This window comes from Streptomyces sp. SID8352 (genome assembly GCF_009862265.1).
Lineage (GTDB): Bacteria > Actinomycetota > Actinomycetes > Streptomycetales > Streptomycetaceae > Streptomyces.
Window position 1 is genome coordinate 558663 of record NZ_WWGX01000022.1, and the last position, 14642, is coordinate 573304.

Annotated in this window: 13 protein-coding genes, 1 rRNA gene and 1 pseudogene; 10 read left to right on the forward strand and 5 right to left on the reverse strand. The window is 72.2% G+C overall.

Going from position 1 to position 14642, the window contains the following annotated elements:
* Nucleotides 1-81: 81 nt before the first annotated feature.
* On the forward strand, nt 82-2670 hold the full coding sequence (locus GTY84_RS07785) for an FHA domain-containing protein (RefSeq protein WP_345943358.1): 2589 nt from the start codon (nt 82-84) through the stop codon (nt 2668-2670).
* A 124-nt stretch (nt 2671-2794) separates the two neighbouring features.
* Here the strand turns inward: GTY84_RS07785 and GTY84_RS07790 are convergent, their stop codons facing one another.
* Nucleotides 2795-3529, reverse strand: coding sequence for a transglycosylase SLT domain-containing protein (locus tag GTY84_RS07790; protein ID WP_161225362.1), 735 nt, complete (start codon nt 3527-3529; stop codon nt 2795-2797).
* Between the two features lie 790 nt (nt 3530-4319).
* Here GTY84_RS07790 and GTY84_RS07795 point away from each other — a divergent pair.
* The 3 genes from GTY84_RS07795 (at nt 4320) to GTY84_RS07805 (ending at nt 6505) form a co-directional block, all read left to right on the forward strand.
* Entirely contained in the window at nt 4320-5465 is a 1146-nt protein-coding gene (locus tag GTY84_RS07795) for a GAF domain-containing sensor histidine kinase (protein WP_161225363.1), read from the forward strand.
* Nucleotides 5458-6099, forward strand: a complete 642-nt coding sequence (locus tag GTY84_RS07800; protein WP_161225364.1) for a response regulator transcription factor — start codon at nt 5458-5460, stop codon at nt 6097-6099. Before GTY84_RS07795 ends, GTY84_RS07800 begins: the two co-directional genes overlap by 8 nt.
* A 157-nt stretch (nt 6100-6256) precedes the next feature.
* A complete protein-coding gene (locus tag GTY84_RS07805) occupies nt 6257-6505 on the forward strand; it encodes a chaplin (protein WP_161225365.1) in 249 nt (82 codons plus the stop codon).
* A gap of 446 nt (nt 6506-6951) precedes the next feature.
* Here GTY84_RS07805 and GTY84_RS07810 read toward each other — a convergent pair whose 3' ends face one another.
* Nucleotides 6952-7734, reverse strand: coding sequence for a hypothetical protein (locus tag GTY84_RS07810; protein WP_161225366.1), 783 nt, complete (start codon nt 7732-7734; stop codon nt 6952-6954).
* Nucleotides 7735-7887: 153 nt separating this feature from the next.
* Here GTY84_RS07810 and GTY84_RS07815 point away from each other — a divergent pair, with 153 nt between their 5' ends.
* From GTY84_RS07815 to GTY84_RS07825, 3 genes are all read left to right on the forward strand, one after another.
* Complete coding sequence (locus GTY84_RS07815; RefSeq protein WP_161225367.1) at nt 7888-8685, forward strand: ABC transporter ATP-binding protein; 798 nt, start codon at nt 7888-7890, stop codon at nt 8683-8685.
* Between the two features lie 53 nt (nt 8686-8738).
* Complete coding sequence (locus GTY84_RS07820) at nt 8739-9170, forward strand: NfeD family protein (protein ID WP_161225368.1); 432 nt, start codon at nt 8739-8741, stop codon at nt 9168-9170.
* Nucleotides 9171-9357: 187 nt separating this feature from the next.
* The gene (locus GTY84_RS07825; protein ID WP_161225369.1) at nt 9358-10308 is read left to right on the forward strand and encodes an SPFH domain-containing protein; all 951 of its coding nucleotides are present in this window, start codon (nt 9358-9360) and stop codon (nt 10306-10308) included.
* 105 nt (nt 10309-10413) lie between these two features.
* Here GTY84_RS07825 and GTY84_RS07830 read toward each other — a convergent pair whose 3' ends face one another.
* From GTY84_RS07830 to GTY84_RS07840, 3 genes are all read right to left on the reverse strand, one after another.
* Nucleotides 10414-10920 carry an HNH endonuclease gene (locus GTY84_RS07830; RefSeq protein WP_161225370.1) on the reverse strand — a complete coding sequence of 169 codons (507 nt, stop codon included), beginning with the start codon at nt 10918-10920 and terminating at the stop codon, nt 10414-10416.
* A 198-nt stretch (nt 10921-11118) separates the two neighbouring features.
* Entirely contained in the window at nt 11119-11655 is a 537-nt protein-coding gene (locus GTY84_RS07835; RefSeq protein ID WP_161225371.1) for a YbhB/YbcL family Raf kinase inhibitor-like protein, read from the reverse strand.
* A gap of 332 nt (nt 11656-11987) precedes the next feature.
* Nucleotides 11988-12770: a sporulation protein gene (locus GTY84_RS07840; RefSeq protein ID WP_161225372.1), complete on the reverse strand. Its 783-nt coding sequence runs from the start codon at nt 12768-12770 to the stop codon at nt 11988-11990.
* A 150-nt stretch (nt 12771-12920) separates the two neighbouring features.
* Between GTY84_RS07840 and GTY84_RS07845 the strand changes: the two are divergent.
* From GTY84_RS07845 to GTY84_RS07855, 3 genes and pseudogenes are all read left to right on the forward strand, one after another.
* Nucleotides 12921-13166: pseudogene (locus tag GTY84_RS07845) on the forward strand (DNA-3-methyladenine glycosylase); the annotation flags it as partial.
* 14 nt (nt 13167-13180) lie between these two features.
* Nucleotides 13181-13792 carry a DNA-3-methyladenine glycosylase gene (locus GTY84_RS07850; protein ID WP_161225374.1) on the forward strand — a complete coding sequence of 204 codons (612 nt, stop codon included), beginning with the start codon at nt 13181-13183 and terminating at the stop codon, nt 13790-13792.
* A 747-nt stretch (nt 13793-14539) separates the two neighbouring features.
* Nucleotides 14540-14642: ribosomal RNA gene (locus GTY84_RS07855) — 16S ribosomal RNA — on the forward strand; the annotation flags it as partial.

Consider the following 14642-nt stretch of genomic DNA (forward strand, 5'->3'; position numbering starts at 1 on the left):
ATAGTGCCCCCCGATGTTCGACATCCCTGGGACCGCCCGCTACGGGGGCACACATCGGGGGACAACTCAGTGGGGCATGGAGTGCCGGAACTCGTACTGGAATGCAATGGACGGACCTGGACGCTCGACCCGTCCCGGTCATACGTACTCGGACGCGATCCGCAGGGGGAGGTCGTCTTCGACGACGCCAGGGTCTCCTGGCGGCACGCCACGATCAGCTTCAACGGCCGGGGCTGGGTCATCGAGGACCACGGCAGCACCAACGGAACGTTCGCGCAGGGACGGCGCGTGCAGGGGCTGGAGCTGGCCGACGGCACGGTCGTCCACCTGGGCAACGCCACCGACGGACCGCGCTTGGCCCTGAGCGGTGCCCAGGCCGCCGTCGGCGCCCCGCACACCCCGCAGCAGCCGTACGCACCGCAGGGCGCGCACGCCGGCTGGGCCCCCCAGGCCCCGGCGCAGGAGCCGCCGCACGCCGCGCCGCACCAGCAGCCGCAGCAGCAGTACCAGGGGCAGCAGCCCGCGCAGCACGCGGCCGCGCCGTACGGCGGGGGGCGGCACGGAGCCGCGCCCGTCCAGCAGCAGGCGCCCGGGGCGGGTCCCGGCCGGCAGGTGCCCGGCGGCGCGGCGGGGGCGCCACCGGTCCACGGTGACCGCAGCCCGACCTCGTTCCACCAGTTCTCGCTCGACCGCGTCATGCGCATCGGCCGTGCCCTGGAGAACGACCTGGTCGTCTCCGACCTCCAGGTCTCCCGCAACCACGCGGAGTTCCACGCGACTCCCGACGGCCGCCTGGAGATCCGCGACCTCGGCTCGCACAACGGCACCTACGTCAACGGCCAGCCGATCCCCAAGGGCGGCTCGCAGCAGCTCGGCCCGACCGACGTCATCGGCGTCGGCCACTCGACGTTCCGGATCGTCGGGGACCGGCTGGAGGAGTTCGTCGACACCGGTGAGGTGTCCTTCTCCGCCCGCCACCTCACCGTCACCGTCGACGGCGGCAAGCAGATCCTGCGGGACGTCTCCTTCGGCGCCCCCGAGAAGTCGCTGATCGCGGTCATCGGCCCGTCCGGTTCCGGCAAGTCGACGCTGCTGAAGGCGCTCACCGGCTACCGGCCCGCCGACCGGGGCGAGGTCCTCTACGACAACCGGAACCTGTACAAGCAGTTCGCCGAGCTGCGCCAGCGCATCGGTCTGGTCCCGCAGGACGACATCCTGCACAAGGAGCTGACCGTCAAGAAGGCCCTGAAGTACGCGGCCAAGCTGCGCTTCCCGGCCGACACCACCGGTGCCGAGCGCGACGCCCGGATCGACGAGGTGCTGCGCGAGCTGAAGCTCGACATCCACAAGGACAAGAAGGTCACCTCCCTCTCCGGCGGTCAGCGCAAGCGCGTGTCCGTCGCCCTGGAGCTGCTGACCAAGCCGTCGCTGATCTTCCTGGACGAGCCGACCTCCGGTCTCGACCCGGGCATGGACCGCGACGTGATGCAGTTGCTGCGCGGCCTCGCGGACGACGGCCGCACCGTCCTCGTGGTCACCCACTCGGTGGCCGAGCTGGCGATCTGCGACAAGCTGCTGGTGATGGCGCCGGGCGGCTCGGTGGCCTACTTCGGCCCGCCCGAGGAGGCGCTGAACTTCTTCGGCTACGAGACCTGGGCCGATGTCTTCTCCGCCTTCGAGAACTACCGGGACTACGACTGGGCGGGCCGCTGGAAGGGCTCGCAGCACTACCAGATGTACGCCGCGGACCTCGACGCCGTCGCGCCGCAGTCCGTGCAGGTCCCGCCGATGCAGGCGATGCGCCCGCCGAAGCCGCAGGGCTGGCTGTCGCAGTTCGCCACCCTGGTCCGCCGCTACTGCTCGGTGATCGTCTCCGACAAGGGTTTCCTCGCCCTGATGGTGATCCTGCCGGCGGTGCTCGGCGCGGTGAGCCTGCTCATCAACTCCGACAAGGGCCTGCTGCCCAACCCGGTGCACCCGAGCGGCCGGATAGCCCCGAACGGCACCGCCACCACGGTGCTGCTGATCCTCGCGGTCGGCGCCTGCTTCGCCGGTGCCGCCAACTCGGTCCGCGAGCTGATCAAGGAACGGGTGATCTACGAGCGGGAGCGGGCGACCGGGCTGTCCCGGTCCGCGTACCTGATGTCCAAGGTGTTCGTGCTCGGCATGATCACCGTCTTCCAGGGCCTGCTGGTCGGTGTGATCGGCTTCTCCAGCCGGGAGATCCCCGAGAGGGGACTGGTGCTCGGCGGGTTCACCCTGCTGGAGCTGTCCCTGCCGATCATGGCGCTGGGCTTCACCTCGATGATGTTCGGACTGATCATCTCCTCGCTGGTGAAGACCGCCGAGAAGACCATGCCGCTGCTGGTGATGTTCGCGATCATCCAGGTGGTGTTCACGGGCTGCCTCTTCGCCCTCAACGGCACGGTCGGCGTCAACCAGGTCTCGTACCTGATGCCGTCCCGCTGGGCGGTCGCGGCGGCCGGCGCCACGCTGGACTTCAACCGGATCAGCCCGCCCGAGAGCGGTGCCGACACCGACCCGCTGTGGGAGCACACCGTCGGCGCCTGGACCCTGGACATGCTGGCCCTGATCGCCCTCGGCGCGATCTGCGGCTTCTTCGTGGCCCGTTTCCTGCGCCGCCACGAGCCCGAGGTCATGCGCAAGTAACCGGGTCCGGCCCGTCGGCCGCCCGTCCGCTCCGGCACGTCCGAAGGGCGGCACCTCCCGGTCGGGGAGGTGCCGCCCTTCGGCGTCCGGCGGACGTGTCCGCGTCGAGAGGTCCGCGCCGACCTCAGTACGCGCTGTCGACGTTGTCCATGGTGCCGTAGCGGTCGGCCGCGTAGTTGCAGGCGGCGGCGATGTTGGCGACCGGGTCGTAGATGTTCCAGGACGTGCCGGGCACGTGGTAGGCCTTGAACGTCGGCGGGATCACCTGGAGCAGCCCCTTGGAGGGGATGCCGTTGATGGCGTTGATGTCCCACTTGTTGATGGCCATCGGGTCGCCCGAGGACTCCCGGATGATGTTGCGGTGGATGCCGCTGTAGCTACCGGGTATGTCGTGCTTGTCCATGATGTCCATGGCCTCACGGATCCAGCCGTCGAGGTTGTTGGTGTACGACTTCGCGGCCTTGGGGCGCTCGGCGGACCGGGTGGCCTTCTTCGCCTCGCGCTTCGAGACGGCCTCGGCGGCGGCCTGCTTCTTCGCGGCGCCCTTCTCGGCCGGGGTGTCACCGGTGGCGGGCTGCTGGGTGTCCGCACCCTGCTTCGCCTCGATCGCGGCGACCTTCTGGCCGGCGCCGGCGAGCTGGTCGGTGATCGACGCCTGGACGCTCTTCACCGGAGCGGAGCTGCTGTACTCCACCTTGGCCGCGGGAGCGGCCTCGGCCGTGGTCGTCGTCTGACCGCTGGCGGGGAAGGCGGCGAGCGTGACGGCGGTGATGCCGAGCGTGCCGGCGCCGGCGAACGCGAGCCGGTGGGTGCGGTTCAGGGAGCGGAGATAAGCACGGCTGAGGATGTTCTTCGACATGGCGGGATGACCTCTCGGTTGGCGCGGAGGTCGCTCTCGTCCGGCGGGGACAGGGTGCTTCCGGCACAAACGCCTCGGGGGGATGAATCCACGGCGCTGAGCGACGAGAGCCATTCTTAGCGAGCGCAAAATCCGATGGCAAAGGTGTGACGTACGATCCCGGGTAGTGGATCAGGGTCGGGCGAAACGGGACGGAATGGACCATCCGCCCCGATCAAAACGGACGAGTCGTCCTCCTATCCCGCTTCGTACGTGACCTGCACCCTATGCGCGGGCTCACACGCACCCCCCTCCCGTCTCACGCAATGTTGCTGGAGCAATGCATTGGGTGAGGAGATTTCCGGGGTGCCGCCCGGGGGCTCCGGCCCGCCCCCGGGCGGCGTCACCTCCTTCCCGCGCGGGCCCGCACGCGCACGCGCGGTAGGAAGAGGAGATAGGGCGGGAGCAAGGTGAGGAGAGGGGGAGGGGACAGACGGGGAGGAGGGAGACGGGGCGGAGGGAGACGGGGAGGGGGAGAGACGGGGCGGAGGGAGACGGGGGAAGGGAGAGGGCGGAGAGGCGGAGCGGCGAGGGGAGGCGCGGGCCGGGGCGGCGCGGGCCGCGCCCGCGGGAGACCGCCCGCCCCGGGGGTCCCGCCTCCGGCCCCGCCCGCTCCGGAGACCCGTCCGCCCCAGGAGGCCGCGGGGCCCCGAAGGCCCCGCTCTCCGTCCCCCGGCCTAGGTCCCGGGCCCCGGCCGGGGGGCGTCGGAGGTCCGATCCCGCCGTCGGCACCCGCCGGTACCGTGGGGACATGAGCCACCGCCCCCGGTCCGGCCTCGCCGCGGTGAGTTCCGCGCTGCTGGCCATGAGCAGGCACCTGGAGGTGGGCGACGTCCTCAAGACGATCGTCGCCTCCGCCCGCGAACTGCTCGACGCGCAGTACGCGGCCCTCGGCGTCCCCGACGACCACGGGGGCTTCGCCCAGTTCGTCGTGGACGGGGTCAGCGAGGAGCAGTGGAAGGCCATCGGCCCCCTGCCCCGCCAGCACGGCATCCTCGCGGCGATGCTCCGCGAGGCCCGGCCCGAGCGCCTCGCCGACGTCCGCGAGGACCCCCGCTTCGAGGGCTGGCCCGCCGCCCACCCCGATCTGGCCGACTTCCTGGGTCTGCCCATCCGGGACGGCGACGAGGTCATCGGCGCGCTCTTCCTCGCCAACAAGAACTGCCCCAAGCCGGACGGCGGCTGCGGCTTCACCGCCGACGACGAGGAACTCCTCGGTATCCTGGCCCAGCACGCCGCCATCGCCCTGACCAACGCCCGGCTCTACGAGCGCAGCCGCGAGCTGACCATCGCCGAGGAGCGCTCCCGCCTCGCCCACGAGCTGCACGACGCGGTCAGCCAGAAGCTGTTCTCCCTGCGCCTGACCGCCCAGGCCGCCGCCACCCTGGTCGACCGCGACCCGGACCGCGCCAAGGGCGAACTGCAGCAGGTCGCCGCCCTCGCCGCGGAGGCCGCCGACGAGCTGCGCGCCGCCGTCGTCGAGCTGCGCCCCGCCGCCCTGGACGAGGACGGCCTGCTCGCCACCCTGCGCACCCAGGTCCAGGTCCTCGACCGCGCCCACAGCGCCCGGGTGACCTTCGACTCCCAGGGGATCAGGGCCCTGCCCGCCGCCCAGGAGGAGGCCGTCCTGCGGGTCGCCCAGGAGGCGCTGCACAACGCCCTGCGCCACTCCGGGGCCGGACTGGTCGAGGTGACCCTGGGGCGGCGCGGTGCCGGGGCCGTCCTGCGGGTCGGCGACGACGGCGGCGGCTTCGACCCCCGGGCGGTCCGCCGCGCCGGACGCCACCTGGGCCTGGTCTCCATGCGGGACCGGGCGGCGGGGGTCGGGGGCACCCTGTCCGTGGACTCGGAGCCCGGCAGGGGCACCACGATCGAGATGGAGGTTCCCGGTGGCTGACACCATCAAGGTGCTGCTCGTCGACGACCACCAGGTGGTCCGCCGGGGGCTGCGCACCTTCCTGGAGGTGCAGGACGACATCGAGGTGGTCGGCGAGGCCGCCGACGGCGCCGAGGGCGTCGACCGCGCCGGGGAACTCGGCCCCGACGTGATCCTCATGGACATCCGGATGCCCGGCATGGACGGCGTGGACGCCCTGCGCAGGCTCCGCGAGCTGGACCACCCCGCGCGGGTGCTGATCGTCACCAGCTTCACCGAGCTGCGCACCGTCGTCCCGGCCCTGCGGGCGGGCGCGGCCGGATACGTCTACAAGGACGTCGACCCCGACGCGCTCGCCGCCGCCATCCGCTCCGTCCACGCCGGGCACGTACTGCTCCAGCCCGAGGTGGCCGGGGCCCTGCTCTCCCAGGACACGGGCGGGACGGGCCAGGGCCGGGCGGGGGCGCTCACGGAGCGCGAGCGCGAGGTGCTCGGGCTGATAGCGGACGGCCGCTCCAACCGGGAGATCGCCCGTGCGCTGGTGCTGTCCGAGAAGACGGTGAAGACCCATGTCTCGAACATCCTGATGAAGCTCGACCTGGCGGACCGCACCCAGGCCGCCCTGTGGGCCGTGCGGCACGGGGTGGCCGGCTGACCGGGAACGACCCGGCCGCCCGGGGGGTTCCCGTGCGGTGTGAGATTCATACCGTCGTGGGAATGTCCCCCGGACGGCGTATCCCCCATGGGGGCCCGGCGTTCTCCAGGGCGGACCGCGGCGATCGTCGCGGCAGTCACCCAGGGAGGGCTCACTCGTGAAGAACCTGAAGAAGGCAGCGGCCGTGACGATGGTGGCCGGCGGGCTGCTCGCGGCCGGCACCGGCATGGCCTCCGCCACCACGGGCGGCGCCGCCGCCGACGGGGTGGCCGTCGCCTCCCCGGGCGTCGTCTCCGGCAACCTGGTCCAGGCGCCGGTGCACGTCCCGGTCAACGTGGTCGGCAACAGCGTCAACGTGGTCGGCGTGCTCAACCCGGCCTTCGGCAACCTGGGCCTCAACGGCTGACCCACGGTCCGTCCAGGCCGCCGGGGCCCCTCCGCGGGGAGGCGCCCCGGCCGCGCCGGCCCCCACCGCCGCCCCGCCCCTCACTCCCGCACGCACCGCCGACCACCGACCGCGCGGTCCGCGCCGTCATCCCCGCCCCGCACCACCGCCCACGCGGGGTCGGCCCGTCATCCGGCGCCGCGTCACCGTCCGGCGCCGTGTCACCGCCGGGCGTCGTGTCACCGCCGGGCGTCGTGTCACCGCCCGCGGCGGTCACCGCCGCAGGCCACCGCCCTGCGTGGCCGCACACCGTCCGCCGTCGGTCCGCCGTCACCGTCCGTCACCCCCGCGCCCGGGGGCGGCCCGCCACGGTCCCGCGCCCCCGCGCCCCCGCGCACCCCGCGCCCCCGCGGGCACCGCGGTGTCGTACCCGCCGTGCCCGCGGGCACCGCCCGCCGGACCCGGCGTCACCGCCCCCCGTACTCCTCCACCACCGAGTTGTACGCCGCGACCTGCGCCCTCCGGGCCGTCCGCTCCACCGGCCGCAGCGCCGCGCCCCGGGCCGCCATCTCCGACGCGCTCACCGCGCCGCCGTGCCCGGTCCCCTGCGCCGCCGCCACCAGCGCGCCCACCCGCCGCGCCAGCTCCAGCACCCGCACCGCCCGCTGCGGATACCCCGGCGCCAGTACCTCGCCGTCCGCCTCGGTCCGTGCCCGGTACGCGGCCACCGCCGCCTCGGCCACCGGCCCCGACCCCGCCACGTCCAGCCGCGTCAGCGTCTCCGTCGCCTCCCGCAGCGCCTCCGCCAGCTCCCGCTCGGCCTCCCCGAGCGAGGGCACGTCGGCCGGCGGCGCCTCACGCACCGGCAGGCAGTGCCACAGCACCTCCACCCGCACATCGCCCGCCGGCCCCACCCCGGACACCTCCGGCACCAGCCCCAGCGCCGCGCCCCGGCACACCACGGCCTCCCGGGCCTCCAGCGCCCGCGCGTTGAACTCCGGCGGTCCGCTCAGCCCCAGCGGATGCCCCGGCGCCGGCAGCGCCACCCGCAGCCCGTCCACCCCGAGAGCCCGCAGCCGCCCCAGGGCCAGCGTCAGCCCCACCGGGCCCGGTTCACCCGGCACCCCCGCCACCCGGTGCACCGTGTCGTCACCGACCACCGCGAGCACCGCGTCGTCCGGCGAGACAAGTCCGGCAAGAAGGGCATTTCCCCAGGCGGCGAGGCGCCCTGCGCGAGGTTCCGAAAGCATCCCCCCACCCTAAGGACAGGACCGAGGGAACGGCCCGCCCGGCCGGTGGCGTAGATTTCTAGAGGGCTGCGCCCACCGGCGCCGCCGCCCGAGCCACAGGCGTACGCGACGGCCGAGACCGGCCACACTGCTGCAAGGGGAGACACTGCGCTCATGAGCGATGTTCTGGATCTTCAGGACGTATCCGTGGTCCGCGAGGGCCGGGCTCTGGTCGACCAGGTCTCCTGGTCGGTCAAGGAGGGCGAGCGCTGGGTCATCCTCGGCCCCAACGGGGCGGGCAAGACCACGCTCCTCAACGTCGCGTCGAGCTACGTCCACCCCAGCAAGGGCACCGCCACCATCCTCGGCGAGACCCTCGGCACCCCGGGCACCGACGTCTTCGAGCTGCGCCCGCGCATCGGCATGGCGGGCGTCGCCATGGCCGACAAGCTGCCCAGGAGCCAGACCGTCCTGCAGACGGTGCTCACCGCCGCCTACGGCATGACCGCGGGCTGGCAGGAGGAGTACGAGGACGTCGACGAGCAGCGCGCCCGCGCCTTCCTCGACCGCCTCGGCATGACGGACTACCTCGACCGCCGCTTCGGCACCCTCTCCGAGGGCGAGCGCAAGCGCACCCTGATCGCCCGCGCCCTGATGACCGACCCCGAGCTGCTGCTCCTGGACGAGCCCGCCGCCGGTCTCGACCTCGGCGGCCGGGAGGACCTGGTGCGCCGCCTCGGCCGCCTCGCCCGCGACCCCATCGCGCCCTCCATGATCATGGTGACCCACCACGTCGAGGAGATCGCGCCGGGCTTCACCCACGTCCTGATGATCCGTCAGGGCAAGGTCCTCGCCGCCGGCCCCCTGGAACTCGAACTGACCTCCCGCAACCTCTCCCTCTGCTTCGGCCTGCCCCTCGTGGTCGAACAGGTCGGCGACCGCTGGACCGCCCAGGGGCTCCCCCTGTCCTGAGCCGCCCCCCGTGCGCCCTGTCCCCGGCAGGTCCGCGCACCTACCATGACCGTGTGAACGACATCGACGCGTGGGTGTGGTGGCTCGTGGCCGCGGCGGCGCTGGGGATCCCCCTGGTCGTGACCGCGATGCCCGAGTTCGGGATGTTCGCCGTCGGCGCGGTCGCCGCCGCCATCGCCTCGGGGGCGGGCGGCGGCCTCGTCGTCCAGGTCCTCGTCTTCGTCCTCGTCTCCGTCGCGCTCATCGCGGTCGTGCGCCCCGTCGCGGCCCGGCACCGCTCCCAACGGCCCCAGTTCGCCAGCGGGGTGGACGCCCTCAAGGGCAGACAGGCCGTCGTGCTCGAACGCGTCGACGGCTCCGGCGGGCGCGTCAAGCTGGCCGGCGAGGTCTGGTCGGCCCGCGCCCTCGACACCGCCCGCTCCTACGAACCGGGCCAGGAGGTGGACGTCGTCGACATCGAGGGCGCGACCGCCATCGTGATGTGAGCCCGCCCGGCCCGAGTGGCCCGAACTCCCCCCGGGACAGACGCCGTTCTGTCAGACTCGACCAGCAAGATCTTCAACAGCCGTAGAATCAGCAGTCATCGCAGCACGCGCGGCCGGTCCCACGGCCACCGCCGTGCGTCACGAGGTTCTGCCCGAGCGCCGAGGCGGAGAAGGGTACGGGGAATCGATGGGCCCGATCATCATCGTCCTGATCATCCTGGTGGTGTTGGTCTTCATCGCCCTGATCAAGACCATTCAGGTCATTCCACAGGCGAGCGCCGCCATCGTGGAGCGCTTCGGACGCTACACACGGACACTGAACGCGGGCCTCAACATCGTCGTCCCGTTCATCGACACCATCCGCAACCGCATCGACCTGCGCGAGCAGGTCGTGCCCTTCCCGCCGCAGCCGGTGATCACCCAGGACAACCTGGTCGTCAACATCGACACCGTCATCTACTACCAGGTGACCGACGCGCGGGCCGCCACCTACGAGGTCGCCAGCTACATCCAGGCGATCGAGCAGCTCACCGTCACCACGCTGCGCAACATCATCGGCGGCATGGACCTGGAGCGGACCCTGACCTCCCGCGAGGAGATCAACGCGGCCCTGCGCGGCGTCCTCGACGAGGCCACCGGCAAGTGGGGGATCCGCGTCAACCGCGTCGAACTGAAGGCGATCGAGCCGCCCACCTCCATCCAGGACTCGATGGAGAAGCAGATGCGCGCCGACCGCGACAAGCGCGCCGCGATCCTCCAGGCCGAGGGCGTGCGGCAGTCCGAGATCCTGCGCGCCGAGGGCGAGAAGCAGTCCCAGATCCTGCGCGCCGAGGGCGAGGCCAAGGCCGCCGCCCTGCGCGCCGAGGGCGAGGCCCAGGCCATCCGCACGGTCTTCGAGTCCATCCACGCCGGTGACCCGGACCAGAAGCTGCTCTCCTACCAGTACCTCCAGATGCTCCCGAAGATCGCCGAGGGCGACGCCAACAAGCTCTGGATCGTCCCCAGCGAGATCGGCGACGCCCTGAAGGGCCTCTCCGGCGCCTTCGGCAACCTCGGCCCCATGGGCGGCGCCCCGACCCCCGCGCCGGGCGCCGGCCTCCCGTCCCAGGACCGCCGCGAGAAGCCCTCGATCGACTGACGGCCCCGCTGGACGGCGGGACGCCCCCGTGCCCTCAGGGGCGCGGGGGCGTCGTCCCTCCCGGCGGCCGTGTCCGCGGGCCTCCGGCAGATCCGCGGGGCGCGCTCAGGCCGCGCTCAGCAGCAGCCACTCAGGCAGCGCCTCCAGGTCCTCCCTGGCCAGGGTGAGCAGCATCGCGTCGGCGGGCGTCGGCTCGAAGGGCAGCCGCAGCAACGGCATGTCCGCCTGCTCCGGCGTCCGGTTCGCCTTGCGGTGGTTGTCCTCCGCGCACGAGGCCACCGTGTTGAGCCAGGTGTCCTGCCCGCCGTGCGACCTCGGCACCACGTGGTCGACCGTCGTCGCCCGCCTCCCGCAGTACGCGCACCGGTGCCGGTCCCTGACCAGCACCCCCCGCCTCGACCACGGGGCGCGTCTTCGGAAGGGCACCCGCACGTACTGGCAGAGCCTGATCACCCGGGGCGCCGGTATGTCGAGCGCGGCTCCCCGCATCCGCAGCGAGGGGTGGGCCTGTTCGACGACGGCCTTGTCCTGGAGCACCAGAACGACGGCTCGGTTCAACGTCACCGTCGACAACGGCTCGAAGCTCGCGTTCAGCACCAGCGTGTCCCGCATACCAGCCCACCTCTCGTGCGCACCGACCCACCCCCTGGCGGGCTGGGTCAACTCTGGCCGGGCACGCCGAGATGGACAACGCAATATCTGCTGCTCCGGGGAGGGCACTCCCTCCCGGACCCCCGGCAACAAAAATGCCCACCCCTGATCCATTCCAGAACCAGGGGCGGGCAAACGTTGTGTGAACGCCGGGAACACTCAGTTCCCGGCGGGCACCTCGTACTCACCGATGAGCTGGGCCCGCCCGATCGCGCGGAAGCGCAGGTGGAACCCGACCACGGCGGGCGTCGCGTCGGCGTCCGGGCCGAGCTTCTCCCCGTCCACCGCGTACACCGTGAACACATAGCGGTGCGGACCGTCCCCGGGCGGCGGGGCGGCGCCGCCGAACTCCCGGTCGCCGTAGTCGTTGCGCACCTGGACGGCGCCCTCGGGCAGCCCGGCGAACGAACCGCTGCCCGCGCCCGCCGGCAGCTCGGTCACCGAGGCCGGGATGTCGAAGACCACCCAGTGCCAGAATCCGCTGCCGGTCGGGGCGTCCGGGTCGTAGCAGGTCACCGCGAAGCTCCCGGTGCCGGAGGGGAAGCCCTCCCACCGCAGGTGCGGCGAGGTGTCGCCGCCCGACTGCACCTGGGCGTCCTTCAGCACCCCCTCGCGGACGTCGTCGCTGGTGACCGTGAACGACGGCACGGGCGGGTGGAAGTCGTGGGGGAGCGGACGCCGCTTCGCCTCGGACACCTCGGTACCTCCTGATCAAGGATGCGGAGGTGACCGAGCCTAGGCCCTTTCCCCCGGCCCGCGCCGCCGTGCGGGCCCGCGCGCGGCGCGGCCGGCGGCGACCCGGCCCGGTCCGCCGCTGGGCCGGGCCGCCGCGGAGGCGCGGCCCCGGGCGCGGCCGGGGCCCGTCCGACGACCGCCGTCGTCGTCCTCGGGGCGGACGCACGGCGTCAGGTGCGTGCTCTCGGCGCTCCGGCCCCGGGCCTTCGTACGGGACGTACGCGGGGCTGGGGCCGGCGCGGCGCGGGTGCGTGCGTCGTGCCGTGAGGCGGACGGGGATTGTCGGACAGTCCTCAGAACCAGTTGCGCTTGCCGCCGACCTCCGACAGCCACTGGTGGAGATACGCGGCCCAGTCCGTCCCGCCGTGGTCGTCGAGCCCGACCTGGAAGGAACGGAAGGTGTCGCTGCCCTCGCTGAACAGTCCCGGCTTCTTGTCCATCTCCAGCACGACGTCCATCGCGCGGTCGTCGGCCACGAAGCTCAGCTCCACCTGGTTCAGCCCCCGGTACTGCGGCGGTGGGAAGAACTCGATCTCCTGGTAGAAGGGGAGCCGCTGGCGGGTGTTGCGGATGTGGCCGCGCTCCATGTCCGCGCTCCTGAAGCGGAAGCCGAGCTGGATGAACGCGTCCAGGATGGCCTTCTGAGCCGGGAGCGGGTGCACGTTGACGGGGTCCAGGTCCCCCGAGTCCACGGCGCGGGCGATCTCCAGCTCCGTGGTCACGCCGATGTGCATGCCGCGCAGGGCCTGCCCGTCGATCATCGTGACCGGCGTCTCCCAGGGGATCTCCAGCCCGAACGGCACCGTGTGCGCCGCCCCGGCCCGCAGTTCGAAGGCACCGCCGAGCCGCACCTTGGTGAACTCGATGTCCTGCTTGTACTCGTTGTCGCCGCTCTCCACCTCGACCTTGGCCTGGAGCCCCACCGACAGCCCCTCGATCCGCTGGTCGACGGAGCCGCCCTGGATCCTGACCTCGCCCTGGACGACCCCGCCGGGCACGACGTTGTCCTCGCTCAGCACGGTCTCCACCGAGGCCCCGCCGGCCCCCAGGCTCGCGAGCAGCTTCTTGAACCCCATGTCTCTCCCTCTCCGGCTCTGCCACTGACCCCTCGGGTCACACCACGGGAAACGCCGCCGGCCCGCGGCCGGTTCCACGTCCCGCCCCCTGGCGGGCGGTGCTCCGAGGATCATCCCCCGTCCCGCGCACGTGCGTTACGCTCGGACGACATGATCGCGCCCGACCGTACGCCCCTGCCCAGGACCCTCTTCGACCGCCCCGTCCTCGACGTGGCCCCCGGTCTCCTGGGAGGCGTCCGCGTCCCGACCACCCCCGACGGCCCGATCGCCCTCCGCCCGACCGGGACCAAGGCCCCCGACGGCCCCGGCTCCCAGGCCCACCGGGGCCGCACCCCGCGCAACGACGTGATGTCCGGACCGCCGGGGAACGCGTACGCCCACTCCACCCACGGCATCTCAAGGGGCTCGGCATGAATGTCGACTTCCTCGCCCATCCTGCCGAAGAAGTCGCCCCCAAGCTGCTCGGGACCGTCCTCACCTGTGAGACCCCCGAGGGGACCGTGAGCGTCGCCATCACGGAGACCGAGGCGTACTCCGGTACGGCCGACCCGGCCTCCCATGCCTACCGGGGCCGGACACCCCGTAACGCCGTCATGTTCGGACCCGCGGGACACCTGTACGTCTACCGGTCCCACGGTCTCCACTGGTGCGCCAACGTCGTCACCGGGACGAACGGCGTCGCCTCGGCCGTCCTCATCCGGGCGGGCAGGGTCGTCAAGGGGGAGGACCTGGCGCGCGAGCGGCGAGGGGAGGGGGTTGAGAGTGCGCGGCTCGCCCGGGGCCCGGGGAACTTCTGCCGGGCACTCGGCATCACGGGAGAGCACGGCGGCGCGGACCTCCTGAAGGGTTCCTCGGTCGTGTTGTCCGAGGGTGAGCCCGTATCGGCCGCGCTCATCCGGGTGGGTCCCCGGGTGGGCGTGAGCAGGGCCCACGACTGGCAACACCGGTTCCACGTCGCCGGTGATCCAACGGTGTCGGCGTACCGGCTGAGCCCGCGAGCCAGACCGGCCGACGGAGCCTGACACGCCGTGCGTCCGGCTCACGGCCCGCTGGTACGGCGGCGCGGTTCGGGGCCCGGAAGCGCCGGGGGAGACCCCGCCCTCGCCGGAGACCCCGGTGCGGAGGCCTCTGAGCACCCGATCGCGCGGCACCGGGGTGTCGGCCGGCATACGGAACGGGGGGCCCGCCGACCGGGCGGGACCCCCGGCCGGTTGCCTGTCGTTGCGGGCCGAGAGGGGCGGGACCGGGAGTTGACTTGCCCCGGGCGGATGCGTAGTGTGTCCCGAGCCGCTTGACCCAGTACGGCATGTGCCGGAAGGCCGGAGCGGCAACCCACTACGACGACCACCCCGAGCGGGGCGGATTCAGGTGTGCCCGCATGCCCGAATTCAGGCTCGCCCGACTCGATTATGAGTCACCAGGGAAATCGGCTAACGTAGTGAATGTCGAAAGGCCGGAACGGCGAAAGCCGGTCGGCCCCGGCAATTCCCGCCGACAGGGAATCGGATCGGAAAAGGATCTGATAGAGTCGGAAAAGCAAGACCGAAGGGAAAGCGCCCGGAGGAAAGCCTGAGAGTGAATCTCGGGTGAGTACAAAGGAAGCGTCCGTTCCTTGAGAACTCAACAGCGTGCCAAAAGTCAACGCCAGATATGTTGATACCCCGACCTGATCGGATCTCCGACCGGGTTGAGGTTCCTTTGAAACACACAGCGAGGACGCTGTGAACGACCGGACTATTCCTCCGGTTGTTCCGCTCCCGTGAAAAGCATTCACGGAGAGTTTGATCCTGGCTCAGGACGAACGCTGGCGGCGTGCTTAACACATGCAAGTCGAACGATGAACCGCTTTCGGGCGGGGATTAGTGGCGAACG

What these genes read in the sequence shown, in the direction of transcription:
- GTY84_RS07790 (WP_161225362.1), bottom strand. Translation starts at nt 3,529, where the DNA reads ATGTCGAAGAACATCCTCAGCCGTGCTTATCTCCGCTCCCTGAACCGC.
- GTY84_RS07795 (WP_161225363.1), top strand. Translation starts at nt 4,320, where the DNA reads ATGAGCCACCGCCCCCGGTCCGGCCTCGCCGCGGTGAGTTCCGCGCTG.
- GTY84_RS07810 (WP_161225366.1), bottom strand. Translation starts at nt 7,734, where the DNA reads ATGCTTTCGGAACCTCGCGCAGGGCGCCTCGCCGCCTGGGGAAATGCC.
- GTY84_RS07815 (WP_161225367.1), top strand. Translation starts at nt 7,888, where the DNA reads ATGAGCGATGTTCTGGATCTTCAGGACGTATCCGTGGTCCGCGAGGGC.
- GTY84_RS07825 (WP_161225369.1), top strand. Translation starts at nt 9,358, where the DNA reads ATGGGCCCGATCATCATCGTCCTGATCATCCTGGTGGTGTTGGTCTTC.
- GTY84_RS07830 (WP_161225370.1), bottom strand. Translation starts at nt 10,920, where the DNA reads ATGCGGGACACGCTGGTGCTGAACGCGAGCTTCGAGCCGTTGTCGACG.
- GTY84_RS07840 (WP_161225372.1), bottom strand. Translation starts at nt 12,770, where the DNA reads ATGGGGTTCAAGAAGCTGCTCGCGAGCCTGGGGGCCGGCGGGGCCTCG.
- GTY84_RS07850 (WP_161225374.1), top strand. Translation starts at nt 13,181, where the DNA reads ATGAATGTCGACTTCCTCGCCCATCCTGCCGAAGAAGTCGCCCCCAAG.